Source organism: Rhodospirillales bacterium (genome assembly GCA_020638175.1).
GTDB lineage: Bacteria > Pseudomonadota > Alphaproteobacteria > Micavibrionales > Micavibrionaceae > JACKJA01.
Window position 1 is genome coordinate 612,187 of sequence record JACKJA010000002.1, and the last position, 17,670, is coordinate 629,856.

Consider the following 17,670-nt stretch of genomic DNA (forward strand, 5'->3'; position numbering starts at 1 on the left):
AAACAGGTAAGGGAAGAAGAATAAAATGAACATCAGAGATGAAATTCTTGGTATTGCGCAGGAAGCCGCCGAATGGCGGCGGGCGCTGCACAGGCATCCGCAAACCTCTTATGAAGAGCGGTTTGCCAGTGATTTTGTCGCGCAAAAGCTGGCCGAATGGAATATTCCGCATGAACGCGGCTGGGCGAAAACCGGAATTGTCGCAACGATTGCCGGCAGCAAAACGGGCAGCGGCAAAGCCATTGGCTTGCGAGCTGATATGGATGCGCTGAACATAAAGGAACAGGCTAATAAGCCTTGGGTCTCCGAGATTGACGGCAAAATGCATGGCTGTGGTCATGACGGTCATACGGCGATGCTGCTGGCGGCGGCCAGGTATTTATCCGAAAACCGGGATTTTAACGGCACGGTGTACCTGATTTTTCAGCCCGCCGAAGAAAGTGGCAACGGCGCCCTGCGCGTGATTGAGGAAGGGTTGTTTGAAAAATACCCGATGGACTTCATATATGGGCTTCATAACTGGCCGGGATTGCCAAAGGGGCAGATGGCGGTGTGTCCGGGGCCGATCATGGGCGCCAGCGATTATTTCGCAGCAGAAATTCGGGGCGTCGGCGGCCATGCAGCGATGCCGCACAACACCAAAGACCCCGTGATTGCGGCGGCCGGCATGATTACGGCCATACAGAACTTTATCAGCCGCGAGGTAGACCCGCTGGACTCGGCCGTGATTAGTGTAACGAATGTGGCGGCGGGCACCGGGTCGTTGAATGTTATCCCCGACCAGGCCGTTATCAAGGGCGCTGTCCGGACGCTGTATCCGGCTGTCCGGGACAGGCTGGAAAAACGGCTGGGGGAGATATTACAGGGGACGGCGCAGGCCAGCGGCGTGACCGTGAGCTATACCTATACTCGTGATACCGAAGCGACGATCAACGATGCAGAACAGGCCGCTTTTTGTGCCGGGGTGGCCGCCGAAATTGTCGGGACGGGAAATATCGATGCGAACGTCAAACCCTCGATGGCGGCCGAGGATTTCGGCGCTTTTCTAAGTAAAATTCCGGGCTGTTATATCTGGCTGGGCCAGAATAGCGGGGAAGACGGTACGCCCTGCAGTCATAGTCTCCACACGCCGCACTATGATTTTAACGATGATGTCATCGCCACAGGCGCGGAATACTGGGTCCGGCTGGTGGAAATGAAGCTGGGAAGCTAGAAAAATCGTGAACAAAGAGAATAATAAGGGACTGCGGGCTTGTTTACGCCTTCTATCTGTACATATTGAATCCAGATGCTGCGATTGGCGAAGTTCTGTAATCGAAGGAGACATTTTATGAAGAAAATGATCGTTTCTGTGGCCTTCATGGCTTTTCTGTGGGCAAGCCCGGCTTTTGCGGCCGATGACGCTGTCTGGACACTGGCGCTGGGTGAATCAAAAATCGCCTATGGATCGATCAAGAAAGATTCGATCGGCGAGAACAATCATTTCGGAAAGTTTTCAGGCACGGTGGGCGATGACGGTCAGGTCACGGTTGATATCGACGTCATGTCGGTGGAAACAAACGTCGATATTCGTAACGAACGGATGCGCACATACGTGTTTGATAGTGAACATCCCACAGCAACGCTGAAAACCCAGGTTGATCTTGAAAAGCTGGATGCTTTGGCACCAGGAGAAACAACCACGCTTGATGTTGAGGGAGCGCTCGACCTGTCCGGCATCTCCGTGCCGGTTGAAACGTCAATGTTTGTGGCCCGGCTGAGCGCGGATAAGATCCTGGCGGTGACTGATGAAATGATTATGGTGACAACCGAGGATCTTGGTATTGATGCCGGAATCGATAAATTAAGGGAGCTGGCGGGCTTGCCGGGGATTACTCGCGTCGTTCCTGTCACGCTTCGTTTCGTCTTTGAGAAAGGGTAGGGCCACTCCGCGCGCACCCGTTCCGTTGTTCTCGTCAAAGTTTGAAAATATTTGGAAAATGGCAGCGGAAGCAGTCAGAGGTTAACTGTTCCTTGTCCCAAATCGTCGTATGAAACGTCAATCAAAGTTAATCTTTCCTTTCGGTTTGTGTCGGTAGTTTCAGTTTCCATTGCATATACGCCGCATAAAGAACCGGAATAAGGATAAGCGTCAGGATCGTCGTGCTAATCATGCCGCCAACCATCGGCAAGGCAATCCGCCGCATCACGTCCGAACCCGGCCCTTCGGTCAGGAAAATCGGGATCAGGCCGAGAATAATCACGGAAACGGTCATCATTTTGGGACGCACGCGCTGCACTGCGCCGCGACGAACATTTTCCAGTAGACCTTCAAAACTATCCGGCCAATGATCGCGCATTTGCTGGTCGAGATAAATCAACATGACAATCGCGGTTTCAACGGCAATCCCGGCCAACGCAATAAACCCAACTGCGACAGCTACGGACAGATGATACCCGGCCAGCCACAGCCACCACACCCCGCCCGTTACACCAAACGGCACGGAGAGCATAATCAGCAATGTGCGATCCCAGCGACCAAAATGCAGGTAAAGCAACGTCAAGATAATCAGCAACGTGGCTGGAACCGCCATTTTCAGACGCTCATTCGCTTCTTGCATCTGTTCGAACTGCCCGGAGAGTTTAAGCGTGTAGCCTTGCGGCAATTCCAGCGTTTTCAGTTTTTCCTGCAAATCAGCAATGTAGGAACCAAGATCCCGGCCCTCAATATCCACGAACACCCAGCCATTGAGCCGCGCATCTTCGGATTTTATCATGGACGGCCCCTCGGCAATACGGATTTCAGCGAGATCAGCCAATGGAATTTGTGCACCCTGCGGCGTGGGAATAAGGATATTATCCAGTTCCGTTACATGCTCGCGGAACGGCCTGTCGTAGCGCAGCATGATCGGATAACGCTCCCGCCCTTCCACAGCTTCATCAAGCTGCATCCCGCCCAGCGCCGTTTGTATCACCCGCTGAACCATACCAAGCGATATGCCGTAGCGGGCAATCTCCCGGCGGTTGGGCACAATCTCGATATATTTTCCGCCAACAACCCGGTCGGCAATGGCGCTGCGCGTGCCCGGCACAGTGCGGACCAGCCCCTCGACCTGTTTGGCAATCCCGTCGATCTTGTTCAAATCGGTTCCGGCTACCTTGATCCCGACCGGGGTACGGATTCCTGTGGTCAACATATCGAGGCGGATTTTGATCGGATAGCCCCAACTATCCATCATCCCCGGCAGGCCGACGCGCTCATTGAGATCGGCGATCAGTTTTTGCGGCGTCATCCCCTTGCGCCATTCAGACCGGGGTTTGAGTTCAATCCATGTTTCAATCATCGCCAGTGGCGCGGGGTCGGTAGCCGAATTGGAACGGCCCGCTTTACCAAATACATGTTCGACCTCAGGCACCGTCATGATCTGGCGGTTGGTAACCTGCAAAATCTCCCTTGCTTTGGTGACCGACACGCCCGGCAGAGACATCGGCATATAAAGCAACCCGCCCTCATAAAGCGGCGGCATGAACTCGCTGCCCAAACGCGAGGCCGGAAGCGCGGTGCTGACCAAAGCAATAAGAGCCAGCACAATCGTTGTCTTGCGCCATTCCAAAGCCGCATTCAAAAATGGTTTATACAAAGCAATAAAGAAACGATTGGTCGGGTTTTCATCTTCGCGACGGATTTTGCCGCGCACCAGCCAGAGCAGCAGCACCGGCACCACTGTCACCGATAACAATGCAGCAGCAGCCATGGCATAAGTCTTGGTAAAAGCCAGCGGCGTGAACAGCCGCGCCGATTGCCCGGTCAGGGCAAAAACCGGAAAGAAAGACACGGTAATAATCAACAGGGAGAAAAATAACCCCGGCCCAACTTCTTTGGCGGCTTGTATGAGTGCTTTTTGTTTTTCCTCCTTATCTGCCTCCGCCCCCATGCCGGATAATTTCCGGTGGGCATTCTCCACCATCACAATCGACGCATCCACCATCGCACCAATGGCAATCGCAATTCCGCCCAGCGACATGATATTGGCCGTAATCCCCTGCGCATTCATCACAATAAAGGCGGCAAGGATACCGAGCGGAATGGTGATAATGGCGACCAAAGCGCTGCGGGCATGAAGTAAAAACAGAAAGGTAATGAGTGCAACCATCAGGCTTTCTTCAATCAATTTATGTTTAAGGTACTCGACCGAGCCTTCAATCAATTCACTGCGGTCGTAAACGGTTTTGATTTCCACACCGTCTGGCAACCCTTGTTTCACACTTTCCAGCCGCGCTTTGACATTATGGATGACATCCAGAGCATTGGCACCGGGGCGCATAACAACAATGCCGCCTACCGCTTCCCCCACACCGTTGAGTTCCGTTACGCCGCGACGGAGCGCCGGGCCTTCCACCACGCGCGCCACATCACCAACTGTAATGGGCGTTCCATCTATGCTTTTTAGAACAGCTTGCTGCAAATCTTCCGGTTTGTTTACATAGCCGAGAGAGCGGATCAGATATTCCGTTTCGGCCATTTCCAGCGTCCGGCCCCCGGTTTCTTGATTGGCAGAGCGCACAGCTTCGATCACTGTTTGCAAAGGAATGTCAAAGGCGCGCAGTTTGTTAGGATCGACCAGGACCTGATATTCCTTCACAAACCCGCCGACACTGGCCACTTCCGCCACACCGGCAACGGTCGCCAGTTCAAAGCGCACAAACCAGTCCTGCAAGCTACGCAATTCCGAAAGATCATGCTGGCCCGTGCGGTCATACAATGCATATTGAAACACCCAGCCCACGCCCGTTGCATCCGGCCCGAGTTGCGGCTCTACGCCTTCGGGCAACATACCGCGTACCTGCGAGAGATATTCCAACGTGCGGCTCCGCGCCCAATACATATCCACGTTATCTTCAAAAACGATATAGACGAACGACGTGCCGAACATCGAAAAGCCTCGCACGACTTTTGTTTTGGGCAGCGAGAGCATCTGTGTGGAGAGCGGATAGGTCACCTGATCCTCAACCACCTGAGGAGCTTGCCCCGGCCAGTCTGTGCGAATAATCACCTGTGTGTCGGACAGGTCGGGAATGGCATCCAACGGGATTTTCGTTACCGCCGCCATTCCCGTCACAAATAAGGCCAAAGCGCCTAGCATGACAAAAAACTGATGGGTCACTGACCAATCGATAACCTTGGCCGCGAAGCTCTGGGAAGGATCATGAATATGATTATTGTCCATGATGATGCTCCATTCCCGCCATGCCGCCGCGCAGATTGCTTTCGGCATCCAGCATAAATTGCCCGGAGGTCACAATCCGCTGGCCGTGAGAGAGGCCGCTTTTAATCTCGGTCAGACCGTCCGCCGTAATTCCCGTTTCCACCATGACAGGTTTAAAATATCCATCGCCCGCGTCTTCTATGACATATGCACCCATCTCCCCATACAGAACGGCCTCCACCGGAACGGCGAGGCGTGATTGCACATCGGCATTGAAGACAACATCCACGTAAGTGTCGGATTTTAACGTTCCATCCGGGTTGTCCAAAAGCAGGCGCACCTGAACTGTGCGGCTTTGCGGATCATCCACGGGATCGATAAAATCCACGGTCGTTTCGTAATGCTCTCCTGTTTCCGGCACGGTTATAGTGGCGGGCATTCCTTTTTCCAGAAATTGCACATCACGCACCGGCACATCTGCATTGACCCAGAGCTTGGAAAAGTCCTGCAATTTTAAAACACTGCCGCCTTCATTCACATGCGCGCCTTTACGCACATTGAGCATTGTCACCGTACCGTCAGCCGGTGCATAAAACGGTGTTTCTTCCAGGAACTTGCCTTGCTTTTTGAGCTCTGCGATCCCCTTGTCATCCATACCGTACAGGCGCAGACGTTGCTCCGCATTGCCGATCCGGCTGCCAATAAGAAAATCCGATTGTGCACTCATCAAGTCAGGGCTGTAATAGGTAAACAACAGATCGCCTTTTTTGACCGTATCGCCGACGGCCGCCACAGGCAGGCCAACAATCCAGCCTTTGGTACGCACATCCACGGCATATTCCAATCGTGTGCTGGGCGCGATTTTTCCAAAGGCACGGATGTTCCGGCCAAAATCGTGATGCATCGCTTCCGCAGTTCTAACACCAAGAGTTTGAACGTAAGACGGATCAATATGAAATGCGCCTTCAGCGGCGGCTGCGCTGTGACCTTCGTGGTCTGCGCCATCCGGCGCTTCGGCTACTTTCGGTACCAGCGTCATACCGCAAATCGGGCACGTATCGCCTTCCTCCCCGCTGATATGCGGGTGCATCGGGCATATATAGATGTCCTCTGCTGCCAGTGCAGATGGGACAAACGCAAATAAGAATAGAATGAAAAATAAAACACGCATAATAAATCTCCTTTCCTAAGGTTGAAAAAAACAGGAAAAGAGGCGTGTTTAAATTCTAAAACGCTGCGTGGTGAGTATCAGGGGAGGTTCGTTAGGCGTTCGCCCGGCTCCATCAGGCGGGCCGCGAATGCCGTGAATATCAGTGGGCTGAAAACTGTAATCGGTGGTTAAATCAGCCCATGCGAAATGAATAATGTCCAGGGATTGATCCGGCTGCGGTACATCGGCCTGTACACTTGGCTGAAACAAATCTACGCCCATACAGTCCAGCGCCATCATCGGGCTTGATTTTTTACTTTCTTTCGATTGATGGCAGGGCTTTTCTTCTGCCGCTTGCGCCCCCTTCATAGGACAAAACGGCATCGCGCACGTCAGTATCGGCGTGAGCATCAAAAACGTCATCAATCCAAGCAAAATATTGCGCATGGGTCTCATAATACACTATTCGGATAAAAAAGTCTTAAAGTTACTAAAGATTGTTCATACTAGAGATTATCGTATTTTCACCTGCCCAAAGGACGGGAAAACAGGGGCTAGAGAAAAAGGTGAGAAATGAGGGTGAGAAGGTGTTCTCTGCTGTCCTTCGAACTGAAGGCATTCGGGAAGCGCCGCGGTGTGCGGGGCTGAGGCGTATAAAATCTGGAATATCGGGAAATTATGGACTAAATGGCAGGGGATGCAATCGAACAATAATTATTCTCCAGAGAGCAAAAAACCTTGAAAACCATAATGTTATGGTTTATGGTTTATAGATGAATTATGATGTTTTAACGCAAAATAAACGAGTTTTAGACAAGTACAGGCCACTCCCAGATGCTCTGGTCAATAATCTGGACGAATGGTTTCGTGTTGAACTTACATATACGAGCAACGCTATTGAAGGCAACACACTCACCCGCCGTGAAACAGCGCTGGTTGTTGAGAAAGGCCTGACTGTCGGGGGTAAATCATTAATAGAGCATTTGGAGGCCACTAATCACGCGCAGGCTCTTGACTGGGTTAAGGATCAGGTCGATCGCAAGCCTCAGGCTTTGACAGAGGACGATATTCTCAAAATCCACAATATAATCCTGAAAGGCATCGATGATGAAAATGCAGGACACTACCGCAACGTCCCTGTGCGTATTTCCGGCTCATCTGTTGTTTTGCCCAACCCAGCCAAAGTTCCTAATTTAATGGCTGATATGCAAGCATGGCTAAGGTCCGAAAAAAAACTACATCCTGTTGAATTGGCTGCTGAAGCACATTATCGCTTAGTCACAATCCATCCTTTTGTTGATGGTAACGGCCGAACAGCACGCCTATTGATGAATATGATTTTGATGATGGAGGGCTATCCTCCTGCCATTATTCGAAAACGTGACCGTTTGGCCTATATCGGTGCCCTTGAAAAAGCGCAATTGGGTGACTCCAAACAAGATTATTTTAAGCTTATAAGCAAAGCCGTTGACCGTTCGCTTGATATTTATCTAAAGGCCATAAACGGTGAAACAGATACGCAGAGTATTGAGCCAAAACTTATGAAGATTGGGGAGATTGCTAAAGCTGTTAATGAAAATAACTCCACCATCCGCCATTGGACAAAAGAAGGACTACTTGAGGTGGCTGAAACTACCAAATCAGGATACCAGCTTTATGCGCCAGACATGATCGCGCGCGTAGAAAAAATTCACAAGCTGAAAGACCAGCGCTACAGCCTACAAGAAATAAAACAACTGCTAGAGAAAAGTTAGCGAAGATTGTTTGGTTGATGGCAGGGGCGACAGGATTCGAACCTGCGACCTACGGTTTTGGAGTTATATTAACATAACTATTATAGGTGCTTGTCGATTACTGTCAGTTCCTTAGTTTATAACAGTTTGCCCAGCACCGCAATTCCTCTCCTTTACCCTAAATTCCTGCCCTGTCCTCGCGGTTATTGAGCAAAAACGTTACCTCCGCGTTACCTTGGAGTGCCCAATAACCGCGGGTCTTTCTGTTCTAACAGTAACGCCTCATTATAAATGCGTTCTCTGTCCAACTTGTGCTGACGGAAAACAGTCAGAGGGCTCCACATTTCAGGCATCCTCCTGAAGATCTGACCGCAGATTCGGACAAGAAAAGACATAAAAGTTGATTTTACGAAAACAGTGTGCAATAAAGTTGCAACAAATAAGGAGAGAATTAAAATGAGTAATCGTTGGACTATTGGGGATCTGGATCCAGCCCGTTTATTTGAGGTTGATTACAACCGTGATGTTGAGACATCGTCACGCTTTTGTTGGCCGATTCCCAATATGCTTGACGAAAATGGAGAGCCAAAGTTTCAAGATCCTGACATATTTACCAAACAGGAAAATGGCTCAGATAAAATCGATTCTAAAACAAGTAGAAAAGATTACAGGCTTCGGTTTCACAATCACAAAGATAACGCCTCCCAAGGGGTTAAAATTGATGGGACAGGCAGTATCATGCTTATGTCACCAAGCGATTCCAAAGCAATCAAAATCAAAGAAATTATACACTCTTGTGGCGCAGACCAGCCTGATTGTTCTCCTAATAAAATTACGGCAGCTTTGCAGAGAATATATCTTGAAACAGGCATTGGTGACCGCTGGAACGCTTCGCTTTCGGATATAAATAAAAAGTATGACCCCACAGATGATGTCGAAAATGGCTATTTTGGTAGATTTATCTACAAAAATGAAATATCGGCTGCCATATACTTGAAAGGAAGCGGTTCTTTCGACGGGCCAGCTGACGGTGACCAAACTTTTTCAAACGGAACATTCATTGTTTTCCCCGGGAAAACAATCGAGCAAGCAAAGGAAATGATTGAAAATTATGACCCGCTGAACCCCGATAAATCCAAGAAAGGGGCCAAACAGGTCGCATATGATGTTTTTTTGCAAACTAGGCGCCTGCCCGATGGATCTCCTATCACGCCGGCAGAGCTTATACATCAAGATAAACCGAAACGTAGATATCATAAACCGACTGCTATTGCCGGGTTTCAGGATTATCCGCCAGAAATTGAGACTGTCGAACATAGATGGATTGAAAACATTCGGAAAATTTTTGAATTGCACGGATACCCGATTATAAGAACAAGGTCAGTTGAAGAGTTATCCGTGCTGGTGCTGGAAGAAAACACGGAGAACGAGAAAAGCCGTATATTCGAGATCAGTTCAGCTTTTGCACACGCCTCAGCACAAAAAGGCCCAACCCTTGGTTTGCGTTTTGATCATACAGGCCCTCTTGCACGCTACATTGCTGAAAACACCGCTTTGGGAACAATCCCTTTACCATTCAAAAGTGCAAGAATTGGCCCTGTTTGGCGATCACAAGATATCACTAGGGGAATGCATAGAGAATTTGTTCAAGCAGATATTGATGTTGTTGGTGATGGCTCTCTACCCTTGGAGTATGATGCCGAATTCCCGCGCATTATGTGTGAAGTAGCTGATGCCGTTGGGTTGGGCACGATTGAACTAGGAATTAGTAACAGAAAGATTACTCAAGGCTTCTTTTCGTCTCTGGGATTAGACAAAGAAAAGGCCAAAAAAGTTATTGGAATCATTGGAAATGTAAACACTCTTGGCTTTCAGGGGATTCAAGCCCAATTACATCAAGATTTAGGCCTCGATAGAGAAATTGCTGCCCGTTGTATTGATTTTGCAAAAATCAGAACATCGTATGGCACTTTCAAGAATGAAATTAGGAAAGTTTGCGGCACTAACCAATTACTTGAGGAAGGGATTGCCGAACTCCAGCAAGTTATGGAACTCTTGCAAGACATCCCAGGAAACATGGTTCACGCCGATATGTCTGTCGTGCGAGGAATGGAGTACTATACGGGAACTGTTTACGAAGGAAGATGTACCCGAAACCCTGCTTATCCTCCCATTATTGTGGGAGGAAGATATGATAATCTGGTTAGCCATTTTATGGCGCAAAGTCGCCCTGGCGTTGGGGCCTCGCTGGATATTACGCGAGCAATTGATCTACTGAGAGATTCCGGCTGTTTTGAAGTAGGGGCTGCATCTCCGACAAAGATCCTGATCATATGTGCGTCCTCCCAAAATCTCTTAGAAGGAGAACGTCTTGCTGGAGAAATCAGGAAAAAAGGCATCCCTGCCGAAATAGATTATAGATGTGGGGATGTTGAGCATGGACGCCAATACGCTAAAGAAAGGGGCATTCCTGAAATCATGAGAATTAACGGCTCTTGTGACACAGTGACCATTGAAGAAACCACATCAGGAAAAACCAGAAAGATGGTTTTCAATCAATGGAATCCGGCCTAAGCGGCTTGTCGCAGCCATAACTCGCGGACGATAAGGTTTAAAAATCTCAACTGGTAAGATTTCCATTTAAATGGAAGAAATTTGTTACATACTCTCCAGTTTAGCAAGATAACCTGCTTCACTTAAAATATCCCTGACTTGATGGAAAATTTGAGTAGCCTTCTCTGGATTCCCTGCGAAAATTTTATCGTACCATCCACCTGCCATATATGGCACAGAAGTTCCATCTGTATAACGAATGGCAGAACTAAGAAATTGGTCTTTCAAGAAATAAATGTCCCACTTCCACGACTCAGGATAAACTTTGCCACGAAACAAAACACCAACATGTGTCTCAAACCCCATAGACTGGAAACGGTACATAGCCGACTCATTACCAATAAAAGCCACCATGTGAAGCGAAACAGGAACATCTGGTAGAAATTCAAGTAATTTTTCACCAACATATTTACTACCTTCTCCAGTACCCATACAGTCGTCAAAAACAGCCAGTCTAATTTTTGTCCCTCGTTTCTGGAACATTTTCCGCGCTATTTCTGCGACATCATTGATCTGCTCATCCAGCGGCCTGCCTTTGCTCGTTCCTAATTTGAAAGTGGAATAGAAAGGGTCCGACGGATCATCCAGCAAATGCGCCAAACGAACATTAGGGGTATTCTCGGCAACAAGATATCCGTAATTTTCCTTATGAAGACTATTAAGGTCCCTCATGGCATATTCACCATTACAGCCTTGCGAAACCATAATGTCATACATTCTATTTGCGTTCTTCAATTGAAAGGCCAGTTGTGCGCACGCATGTTCCCAATTGATCAAATTCACGTCAACACGCTTGAGGTCGATACATTTGACTGAATCAAGAATGAGAGACCAGACTTTTTCAAGAAGATCCTCAGTCTCTTCTTGAGGGGCATCAATTTCCTTGGAAATTCTTTTAAGGTGAATCGATAAATCATCAAAAAGATACAAGTGTTCAATTGGTGAAGTCTCTTTATTCATACCGTTTCCTTTACAGTTTTCTCAAAAGATCGAGAGGTTTGGCTTTTTCTGTCAGGCTTAACTTATATCACGACGAACAGTTGCGGCGTGAGCATGGTTCATAAGCCCTTCTGTCTTCCCAAAAGCCTCAACAGTCGGAGCAATTCTGTTCATTGCCTCGGAGCTCAAATATGCTCTGGTTGCATGGCGGAAGAATTGTCTGCTGGTGATACCTGAATAAGAGCGAGCAAAACCGTTCGTAGGAAGCACAGCTGTGATACCAACACAATAATTGGCTGCAGAAAAGGGAATATTCTTACCAATAAGAAGTTCCGCAGCGCCAGTCAACTTGTCAGCCAACGGCTTAGCTTTCTCTTCTTCCATATAGACCATTAAGTGTTCGGGATGAAATTCATTGGCAAAACCAATCATGGCATCCGTGTTTTCGAACAGCACGATTGCCGCATTACCTTTCCGCGACACCTCTTCATATATTTCGTCTTTCCCAAAGAGTTCAAGAGCCTCTTGTTCCAAGGCTTTTTGCAACTTGTCGGCCGCATCTTTATTTGTAGTCAACGCATATGTATACGAATCTTTACCATGTTCTGTTTCAGTGAGTACGTCACGTGCCAAAATATCAGCTTCCTGATCCGTTATACCATCAAAAACGATAAGTGAATCCGAAGGACCAATACCAGGCTGGGTCACAAGACCATAACGTGCGGCATTCAGCATAGTCAGAGCTACAATATCAGGTCCCGGGCCAAAAACAGCATTAACCTTTCCATGTCTCCAATTTCCGGTCGCAGCCGCAGCGATCACTGTCAGAGCATTACCACAAACAACATCCGTTGCTCCAGCGATATGACCTGCTGCGATGGTCGCAGCATTCGGTTTTCCATCAGGGCCCGGGGGTGTTGCAAGAATAATTTGTTTTACTCCAGCAGCAGCTGCTGCTGAACAAAGCATGATAGCAGTCGAAACAAGCGGTGCTTTTCTGGCTGGCGCCCACAAAAGAACTTTCTCAAAAGGAAATGCACGTTCCCCTACTTCATGCCCATCACTTAGGGACATATCCCAACCCGTCATACTGTCAGCAATTTTTTTGTTTACAGCATCAATATTCTTAGTTGCGCCTTGAATGGCATCAGCGATATCGGAATCCAGTCCCTGCACGCACTCTTCAACATAGCTTCGCAATACAAATATCCCTGACTCCTCAAAACCTGAGTGATCATGTTCACGAGTATATTCAACTATAGCCTGTTCACCTTTTTGAGCGACTTCATTATAGGCCTTACGAACAACACCTTCCATATTGTCTGAAGGAGGTTGCTTACGCATAGTCAACGCATTCAATATTTCGCTTTCTGATTCCAGCGGGAAATTAACAATAGGAAACATGGCACCTCCTTGTAAGGTCTATAAAATTTCGAGTGCTGCTGAACTGGATAACTGGCTGCTCTTACCATGTTATTAGAAATAGGTCAATTGATTAACCAAGCTATTCAAGCTCTGTGTGAGACAATATCATCTTTACCAAGTCGCCAAAAGTACTCTGCTCGTCCAAATGAGTTTGGGGAGGGTACGAAAAATGAATCGTATGGATACCCAAACTGGCAGCAACAGCCAAGTTTTCTTCGTGATCATCTATAAAGATAGTTCTGTCCGGAGGAGACCCTAGTGTTTTGAGCGCCAACAAAAAAGGAGACGTACCCTCTGTTTTTTTACAAAACCCCACATTTTCCAGAGCAATAACCCTCTCAGCAGGAAAAAACTCCGTCAATTGTAATCGCTCAAGAACTTTCTGTGCCCATTGACCTGATGCATGCGTCAATAAAACGTGCCGGAAACTGTTATATAGCTGGGAAAAGCCTGCCACAACATCCTCTGAATACGAAATGGAGCTTGCATCAAGAATAGCATGATAAAGGATATGCAGGTCTTTTTCATTTATGTTATGCGGTGCAAAACAATGCTCTATGGAAGCGCCATATTCTCCATAACAATTTAAAGCTAACGACTCTGCCGTTTGGAAATCTATGTCCTGACATAAATCCATGATGCTCTGAGTTGCAGCCTTCTTGGAAGCATCATCCATCTCTGGTGTATCGTCGCAATAAAGAGTTCCATCTAAATCCCAAATAATACCCCAACTCTGCGCACACCATTCCATTCATATGCTGCCTTTTAAACACTGACCGATCAAAAATTATATTGACAGAATTCTTTTCCCTGTGCCACTACAATCCATGCATACAAACAGAGAGAGGATTATTTCATGGGCCACAATATTCTTGAGGAACTCCAGCTGACGCATTACAGAATAAATAGCGAAGCTGAATTAAAACAAGCGCTGAACACCGGACTTAATAGTCTTTATCAGGAAATTTTTGCAGCGCCTCCCTATGAAGAACAATTCTCGCAAGATGAAGTCGATGAGATATTTCTTGAATATTTTCGCAGCAAAGGAATTATTCTTGTTGCAGCCAATCAAGAAGGCAGACCCGTTGCATTTGTCGCATCAGTTCCACTGACATCAGACTTTAATCTAGTTGCCGTCGCCAAAGATACCCTTGATATACACAAATCCGCCTATTTTGCAGAAGATGGCGTAGATATTGAATTGCGCAAAAAAGGAATTTCCAATGAAATGAAAAGTCGCCTGCTCACAGCTTGTAGAGACGAAGGCTTTGAGGCGATTCTGTTAAGAACAAGCATTTATAACTATAAACAAATAAGTGCTGTAAATAAAGCTTGCGGAACTGTAATTTCGGGACTATTCCAGAGTGTAACCAGTAGACGGTCGGATGGACGCATGACAACAGATACCCGCTCATTTTATAATTTTGACCTCACATCCCATCCAACTCCGGGACAAACCCAAAAGCTTGACCGCGTTACGATTGTTCGCCCTGGAGGCAATGACACAGCAATTGTCTGGGATAATATCCCTCGCGATCAACAAGGTGACTTGTCTAAGAAAATACAAGACACCTACCCCGGAATTGAACAAGTCATGTTCGTGGAAGACGGTAAAGATGGCCTTGTACGCGGACAAATGGCTGGCGGAGAATTCTGTGGAAACGCCACAAGATCTCTTGGCTATCTCGTAAGAGAAGGAAAGGACGGAGAAACTCTTTTGGAGATTTCCGGTGCAACAAAGCCGTTATCGGTTGTTATTCAGAATGGGATGTCACAAACAGCCCTGCCGGTAAAAGACTCTCTGGATTCTGCACAACCATATGGAGAAGACTATATGGTGCATCTTGATGGTATCTCTTTTATTATCACGGACAAAAATCACACACTTGGCCGCCGTATTATGTCCGAGACAGATTTGGATACACAAAAATCGATTGTTATAGACGCCTTGCGTGATGGCCATCTTATGGACGAACAGCCTGCCTCAGGCGTAATGGTTGTCGATATGCAAGATGATGGCTCATATAAGCTAGAGCCGTTCGTCTTTGTTAGAAATACGGGTACGCTCTATTACGAAACCGGTTGTGGTAGCGGCTCCACCTCGGTTGGTGTCATGGTGGCAAAAAAAACATCGCAGCCCGTCAATAATCTCAGAATTAAACAACCGAGCGGAATGGATCTATTGGTTTCGATCCAAAGAACGAATGACCGTTTTGAGGGGGCCACCGTAAACGGACCGATTGAAGTCCTTTTTGACGGCACAATGTATATTTCGTCTCCAAGACAAAGACATGAACATGCATCTAACCCTAAAGCTAAGTGTATCTAAATAAACGATAATTGAAACGCTGGTATCCTATGGTCGACGATAGGTTTTTCAACCTTTTGGAAGAGAAATTTCTCACATACAGTGATCTGATAAAGATTCCTGTCGAAGACTGTGGCGAAGAGATGGTCTCTTTAAGGGAAAACGGTGTTTCTTTTACCCTCCTTGAAGGGTTGCTATCTCCATCAACCGGAAGCAACGTCTATGTCCGGCAAAAGGTAGTGGACCTTTTGATAAAAGCTCAGTTTTTTTTACAAGAAATTTTGAACGAACACATATTGGATGTTGTCTACGGTTATAGGTCTCAGGCTATCCAAAAAGAAAACTACCATAAAATAAAATCAAATATAGCAACTCAGTTCCCCGACTTGGATGAAAGCTCATTGAACGAAGCTGTTCATAGATACATTGCAATACCGAACGTTGCAGGTCACCCGACTGGCGGAGCAGTCGATGTCAGAATACTTACTCCTGATGGGAAGCAACTGGATATGGGCTCCGATCTTCATGCCTTTTCCAAAGAAAGCTACACGTTCAACCCTTATCTAAGCAAAGATGTTTGGTTGAATCGGCAAAAATTACGCCAATGTATGTTATTGGCAGGATTTGCACCTTTTGATGGAGAATGGTGGCATTTCTCATATGGCGACCGCGAATGGGCAGCATATTATAATCGTCCTTTGGCTTTTTACGATCAAATTGATTTCAGAATTTGAAATTTCAGCTTTTAAGTAGAGCAAAGCAATATATTCTGTAATTTCAAGTCTCCGTTAAGATCGAATAGGATTTTCCTTGACAATATGACAACAGCCATCTAATTACATATTATTCAAAGTGAAAAATAGCAAACTAACGTGAGTGTGTAATTATTATGAGTGCGGCAAAATCCCCCAAAACGCCCCAAAGAATTAGCGGCTTTCCTGAATGGCTCCCAGAACAACGAATTATTGAACTTCAATGGGAAGACATAATCCGTCACCATTACGAAAGCTACGGATACACTCCTTTGCAAACATCTGTAATGGAGGAAGTCTCCACTCTTTGTTCAAAGGGGGGGGATGTAGATAATGAAATATTTTCTGTCGGTCGTTTGAATGGAAGTGAAGACAGTGACAAAGACGCAAAGATTGCCCTGCACTTCGACTTAACCGTCCCAATGGCAAGATACGTTGCACAAAACTACAATGAGTTGCAATTCCCATTTAAACGCTATCAAATTCAAAAGTCCTACCGAGGAGAACGCGCACAACAAGGGCGCTACCGCGAATTCACCCAAGCCGATATTGATGTTCTGGATCGGGATGATGTGTCGATTGAGTTTGATGCCGAACTACCGAGAATTGCACACAAAATTTTGACGGATATGGGACTGCCTTCAACAGTAACGCACATCAACAATAGAAAACTGATGCAAGGTTTCTATGCCGGCCTGGAAATTTCGGAGCCCATGCTTGCCATTCAAATCGTTGACAAAATCGATAAAATTGGTCCCGATGGTGTAAGGGACTCTCTAAAGACCCAAATGGGATTATCGGATAGAGTTATTGATTCCTGTTTGAAACTTGCGCAAATCAAATCTACAGATGCCAGCTTTGCATTCCAAGTCGCGGCTTTGGGAGTCACAAACGATACCCTTACAGAAGGTTTGGATGAGCTTTCCTATGTTATTTCTTCACTAGAAGACCTTCCGCAGGGCTCCATCATGGCCAATATGGCGATTGCACGCGGCCTCAATTATTATACAGGCACAGTGTATGAGGGGAAATTTAGAGACTACCCTGATTTTGCTACAATATACGGTGGCGGCCGATATGATAACCTAGTGGGCATCTTCCACAAACAAAGTCTACCAGGCGTAGGCATATCTATCGGGTTGACCCGAATCTTTGGCAAGCTCTTGGAAGAAGGGTTGATCAATGTGAAAGAAAGCAGTCCAACGAACATACTGGTCGTTCGCTATCAGGATGGTGCAGATCCTAAACTTTTGACACAAATTGCCGAAAACCTCCGTGCCAATGGCAATAATGTAGAAGTTTACCACCAAGGTGCAAAAATACAGAAACAAATAAAATATGCCTTGGCCAAAGGCATCCCCTATGTGCTATTTCCTTCTACTAATCCTGAACACTCACATGAAATCAAAAACCTGAGCACAAGGGAACAACGTCCAGTTGATCCTGCAACTTGGGTGGTTCCCGAAGAGAATCGCGGCTACTCTTCGAGAATATTGATTTCTCCCGCACGGGCATTAAAACCGTTCTAACTGTTATAAAAACCTTTTTATTTCTTGCAAAGTAG

The 17,670-nt window shown here is 46.9% G+C and carries 13 protein-coding genes; 7 read left to right on the top strand and 6 right to left on the bottom strand.

What is annotated here, in order from left to right; all coding sequences use genetic code 11:
* The first annotated feature begins 25 nt into the window (after positions 1-25).
* Both H6868_03025 and H6868_03030 read left to right on the top strand, forming a co-directional pair.
* Complete coding sequence (locus tag H6868_03025) at positions 26-1,213, top strand: amidohydrolase (protein MCB9988290.1); 1,188 nt, start codon at positions 26-28, stop codon at positions 1,211-1,213.
* 117 nt (positions 1,214-1,330) lie between these two features.
* Positions 1,331-1,921: a YceI family protein gene (locus H6868_03030; protein ID MCB9988291.1), complete on the top strand. Its 591-nt coding sequence runs from the start codon at positions 1,331-1,333 to the stop codon at positions 1,919-1,921.
* Positions 1,922-2,048: 127 nt separating this feature from the next.
* On the opposite strand, the gene H6868_03035 is transcribed toward H6868_03030, so the two are convergent.
* The 3 genes from H6868_03035 to H6868_03045 are packed head-to-tail and all read right to left on the bottom strand — an operon-like array spanning position 2,049 to position 6,783.
* Positions 2,049-5,207, bottom strand: coding sequence for an efflux RND transporter permease subunit (locus H6868_03035; GenBank protein ID MCB9988292.1), 3,159 nt, complete (start codon positions 5,205-5,207; stop codon positions 2,049-2,051).
* Complete coding sequence (locus tag H6868_03040) at positions 5,197-6,357, bottom strand: efflux RND transporter periplasmic adaptor subunit (protein MCB9988293.1); 1,161 nt, start codon at positions 6,355-6,357, stop codon at positions 5,197-5,199. The genes H6868_03035 and H6868_03040 overlap by 11 nt, the downstream gene beginning before the upstream one ends.
* Before the next feature lie 48 nt (positions 6,358-6,405).
* Entirely contained in the window at positions 6,406-6,783 is a 378-nt protein-coding gene (locus tag H6868_03045) for a hypothetical protein (protein MCB9988294.1), read from the bottom strand.
* Positions 6,784-7,109: 326 nt separating this feature from the next.
* On the opposite strand from H6868_03045, the gene H6868_03050 reads away from it, so the two are divergent.
* On the top strand, positions 7,110-8,090 hold the full coding sequence (locus tag H6868_03050) for a Fic family protein (GenBank protein MCB9988295.1): 981 nt from the start codon (positions 7,110-7,112) through the stop codon (positions 8,088-8,090).
* A 435-nt stretch (positions 8,091-8,525) separates the two neighbouring features.
* A complete protein-coding gene (locus H6868_03055) occupies positions 8,526-10,643 on the top strand; it encodes a histidine--tRNA ligase family protein (protein MCB9988296.1) in 2,118 nt (705 codons plus the stop codon).
* An 84-nt stretch (positions 10,644-10,727) separates the two neighbouring features.
* Here the strand turns inward: H6868_03055 and H6868_03060 are convergent, their stop codons facing one another.
* From H6868_03060 to H6868_03070, 3 genes are all read right to left on the bottom strand, one after another.
* Positions 10,728-11,642, bottom strand: coding sequence for a hypothetical protein (locus tag H6868_03060; GenBank protein ID MCB9988297.1), 915 nt, complete (start codon positions 11,640-11,642; stop codon positions 10,728-10,730).
* 57 nt (positions 11,643-11,699) lie between these two features.
* A complete protein-coding gene (gene hisD, locus H6868_03065) occupies positions 11,700-13,025 on the bottom strand; it encodes a histidinol dehydrogenase (protein MCB9988298.1) in 1,326 nt (441 codons plus the stop codon).
* A 100-nt stretch (positions 13,026-13,125) separates the two neighbouring features.
* Positions 13,126-13,797 (bottom strand): HAD family hydrolase, encoded by a 672-nt coding sequence (locus H6868_03070; GenBank protein ID MCB9988299.1) that lies wholly within the window; start codon positions 13,795-13,797, stop codon positions 13,126-13,128.
* Positions 13,798-13,902: 105 nt separating this feature from the next.
* Between H6868_03070 and H6868_03075 the strand changes: the two genes are divergently transcribed.
* The 3 genes from H6868_03075 to hisS all read left to right on the top strand — a co-directional run bounded on the left by H6868_03075 (position 13,903) and on the right by hisS (position 17,635).
* Positions 13,903-15,375: a hypothetical protein gene (locus H6868_03075; GenBank protein ID MCB9988300.1), complete on the top strand. Its 1,473-nt coding sequence runs from the start codon at positions 13,903-13,905 to the stop codon at positions 15,373-15,375.
* 29 nt (positions 15,376-15,404) lie between these two features.
* Positions 15,405-16,088, top strand: a complete 684-nt coding sequence (locus H6868_03080) for a hypothetical protein (GenBank protein MCB9988301.1) — start codon at positions 15,405-15,407, stop codon at positions 16,086-16,088.
* Positions 16,089-16,243: 155 nt separating this feature from the next.
* Entirely contained in the window at positions 16,244-17,635 is a 1,392-nt protein-coding gene (gene hisS, locus H6868_03085; protein ID MCB9988302.1) for a histidine--tRNA ligase, read from the top strand.
* The last annotated feature ends 35 nt before the right edge of the window (positions 17,636-17,670 follow it).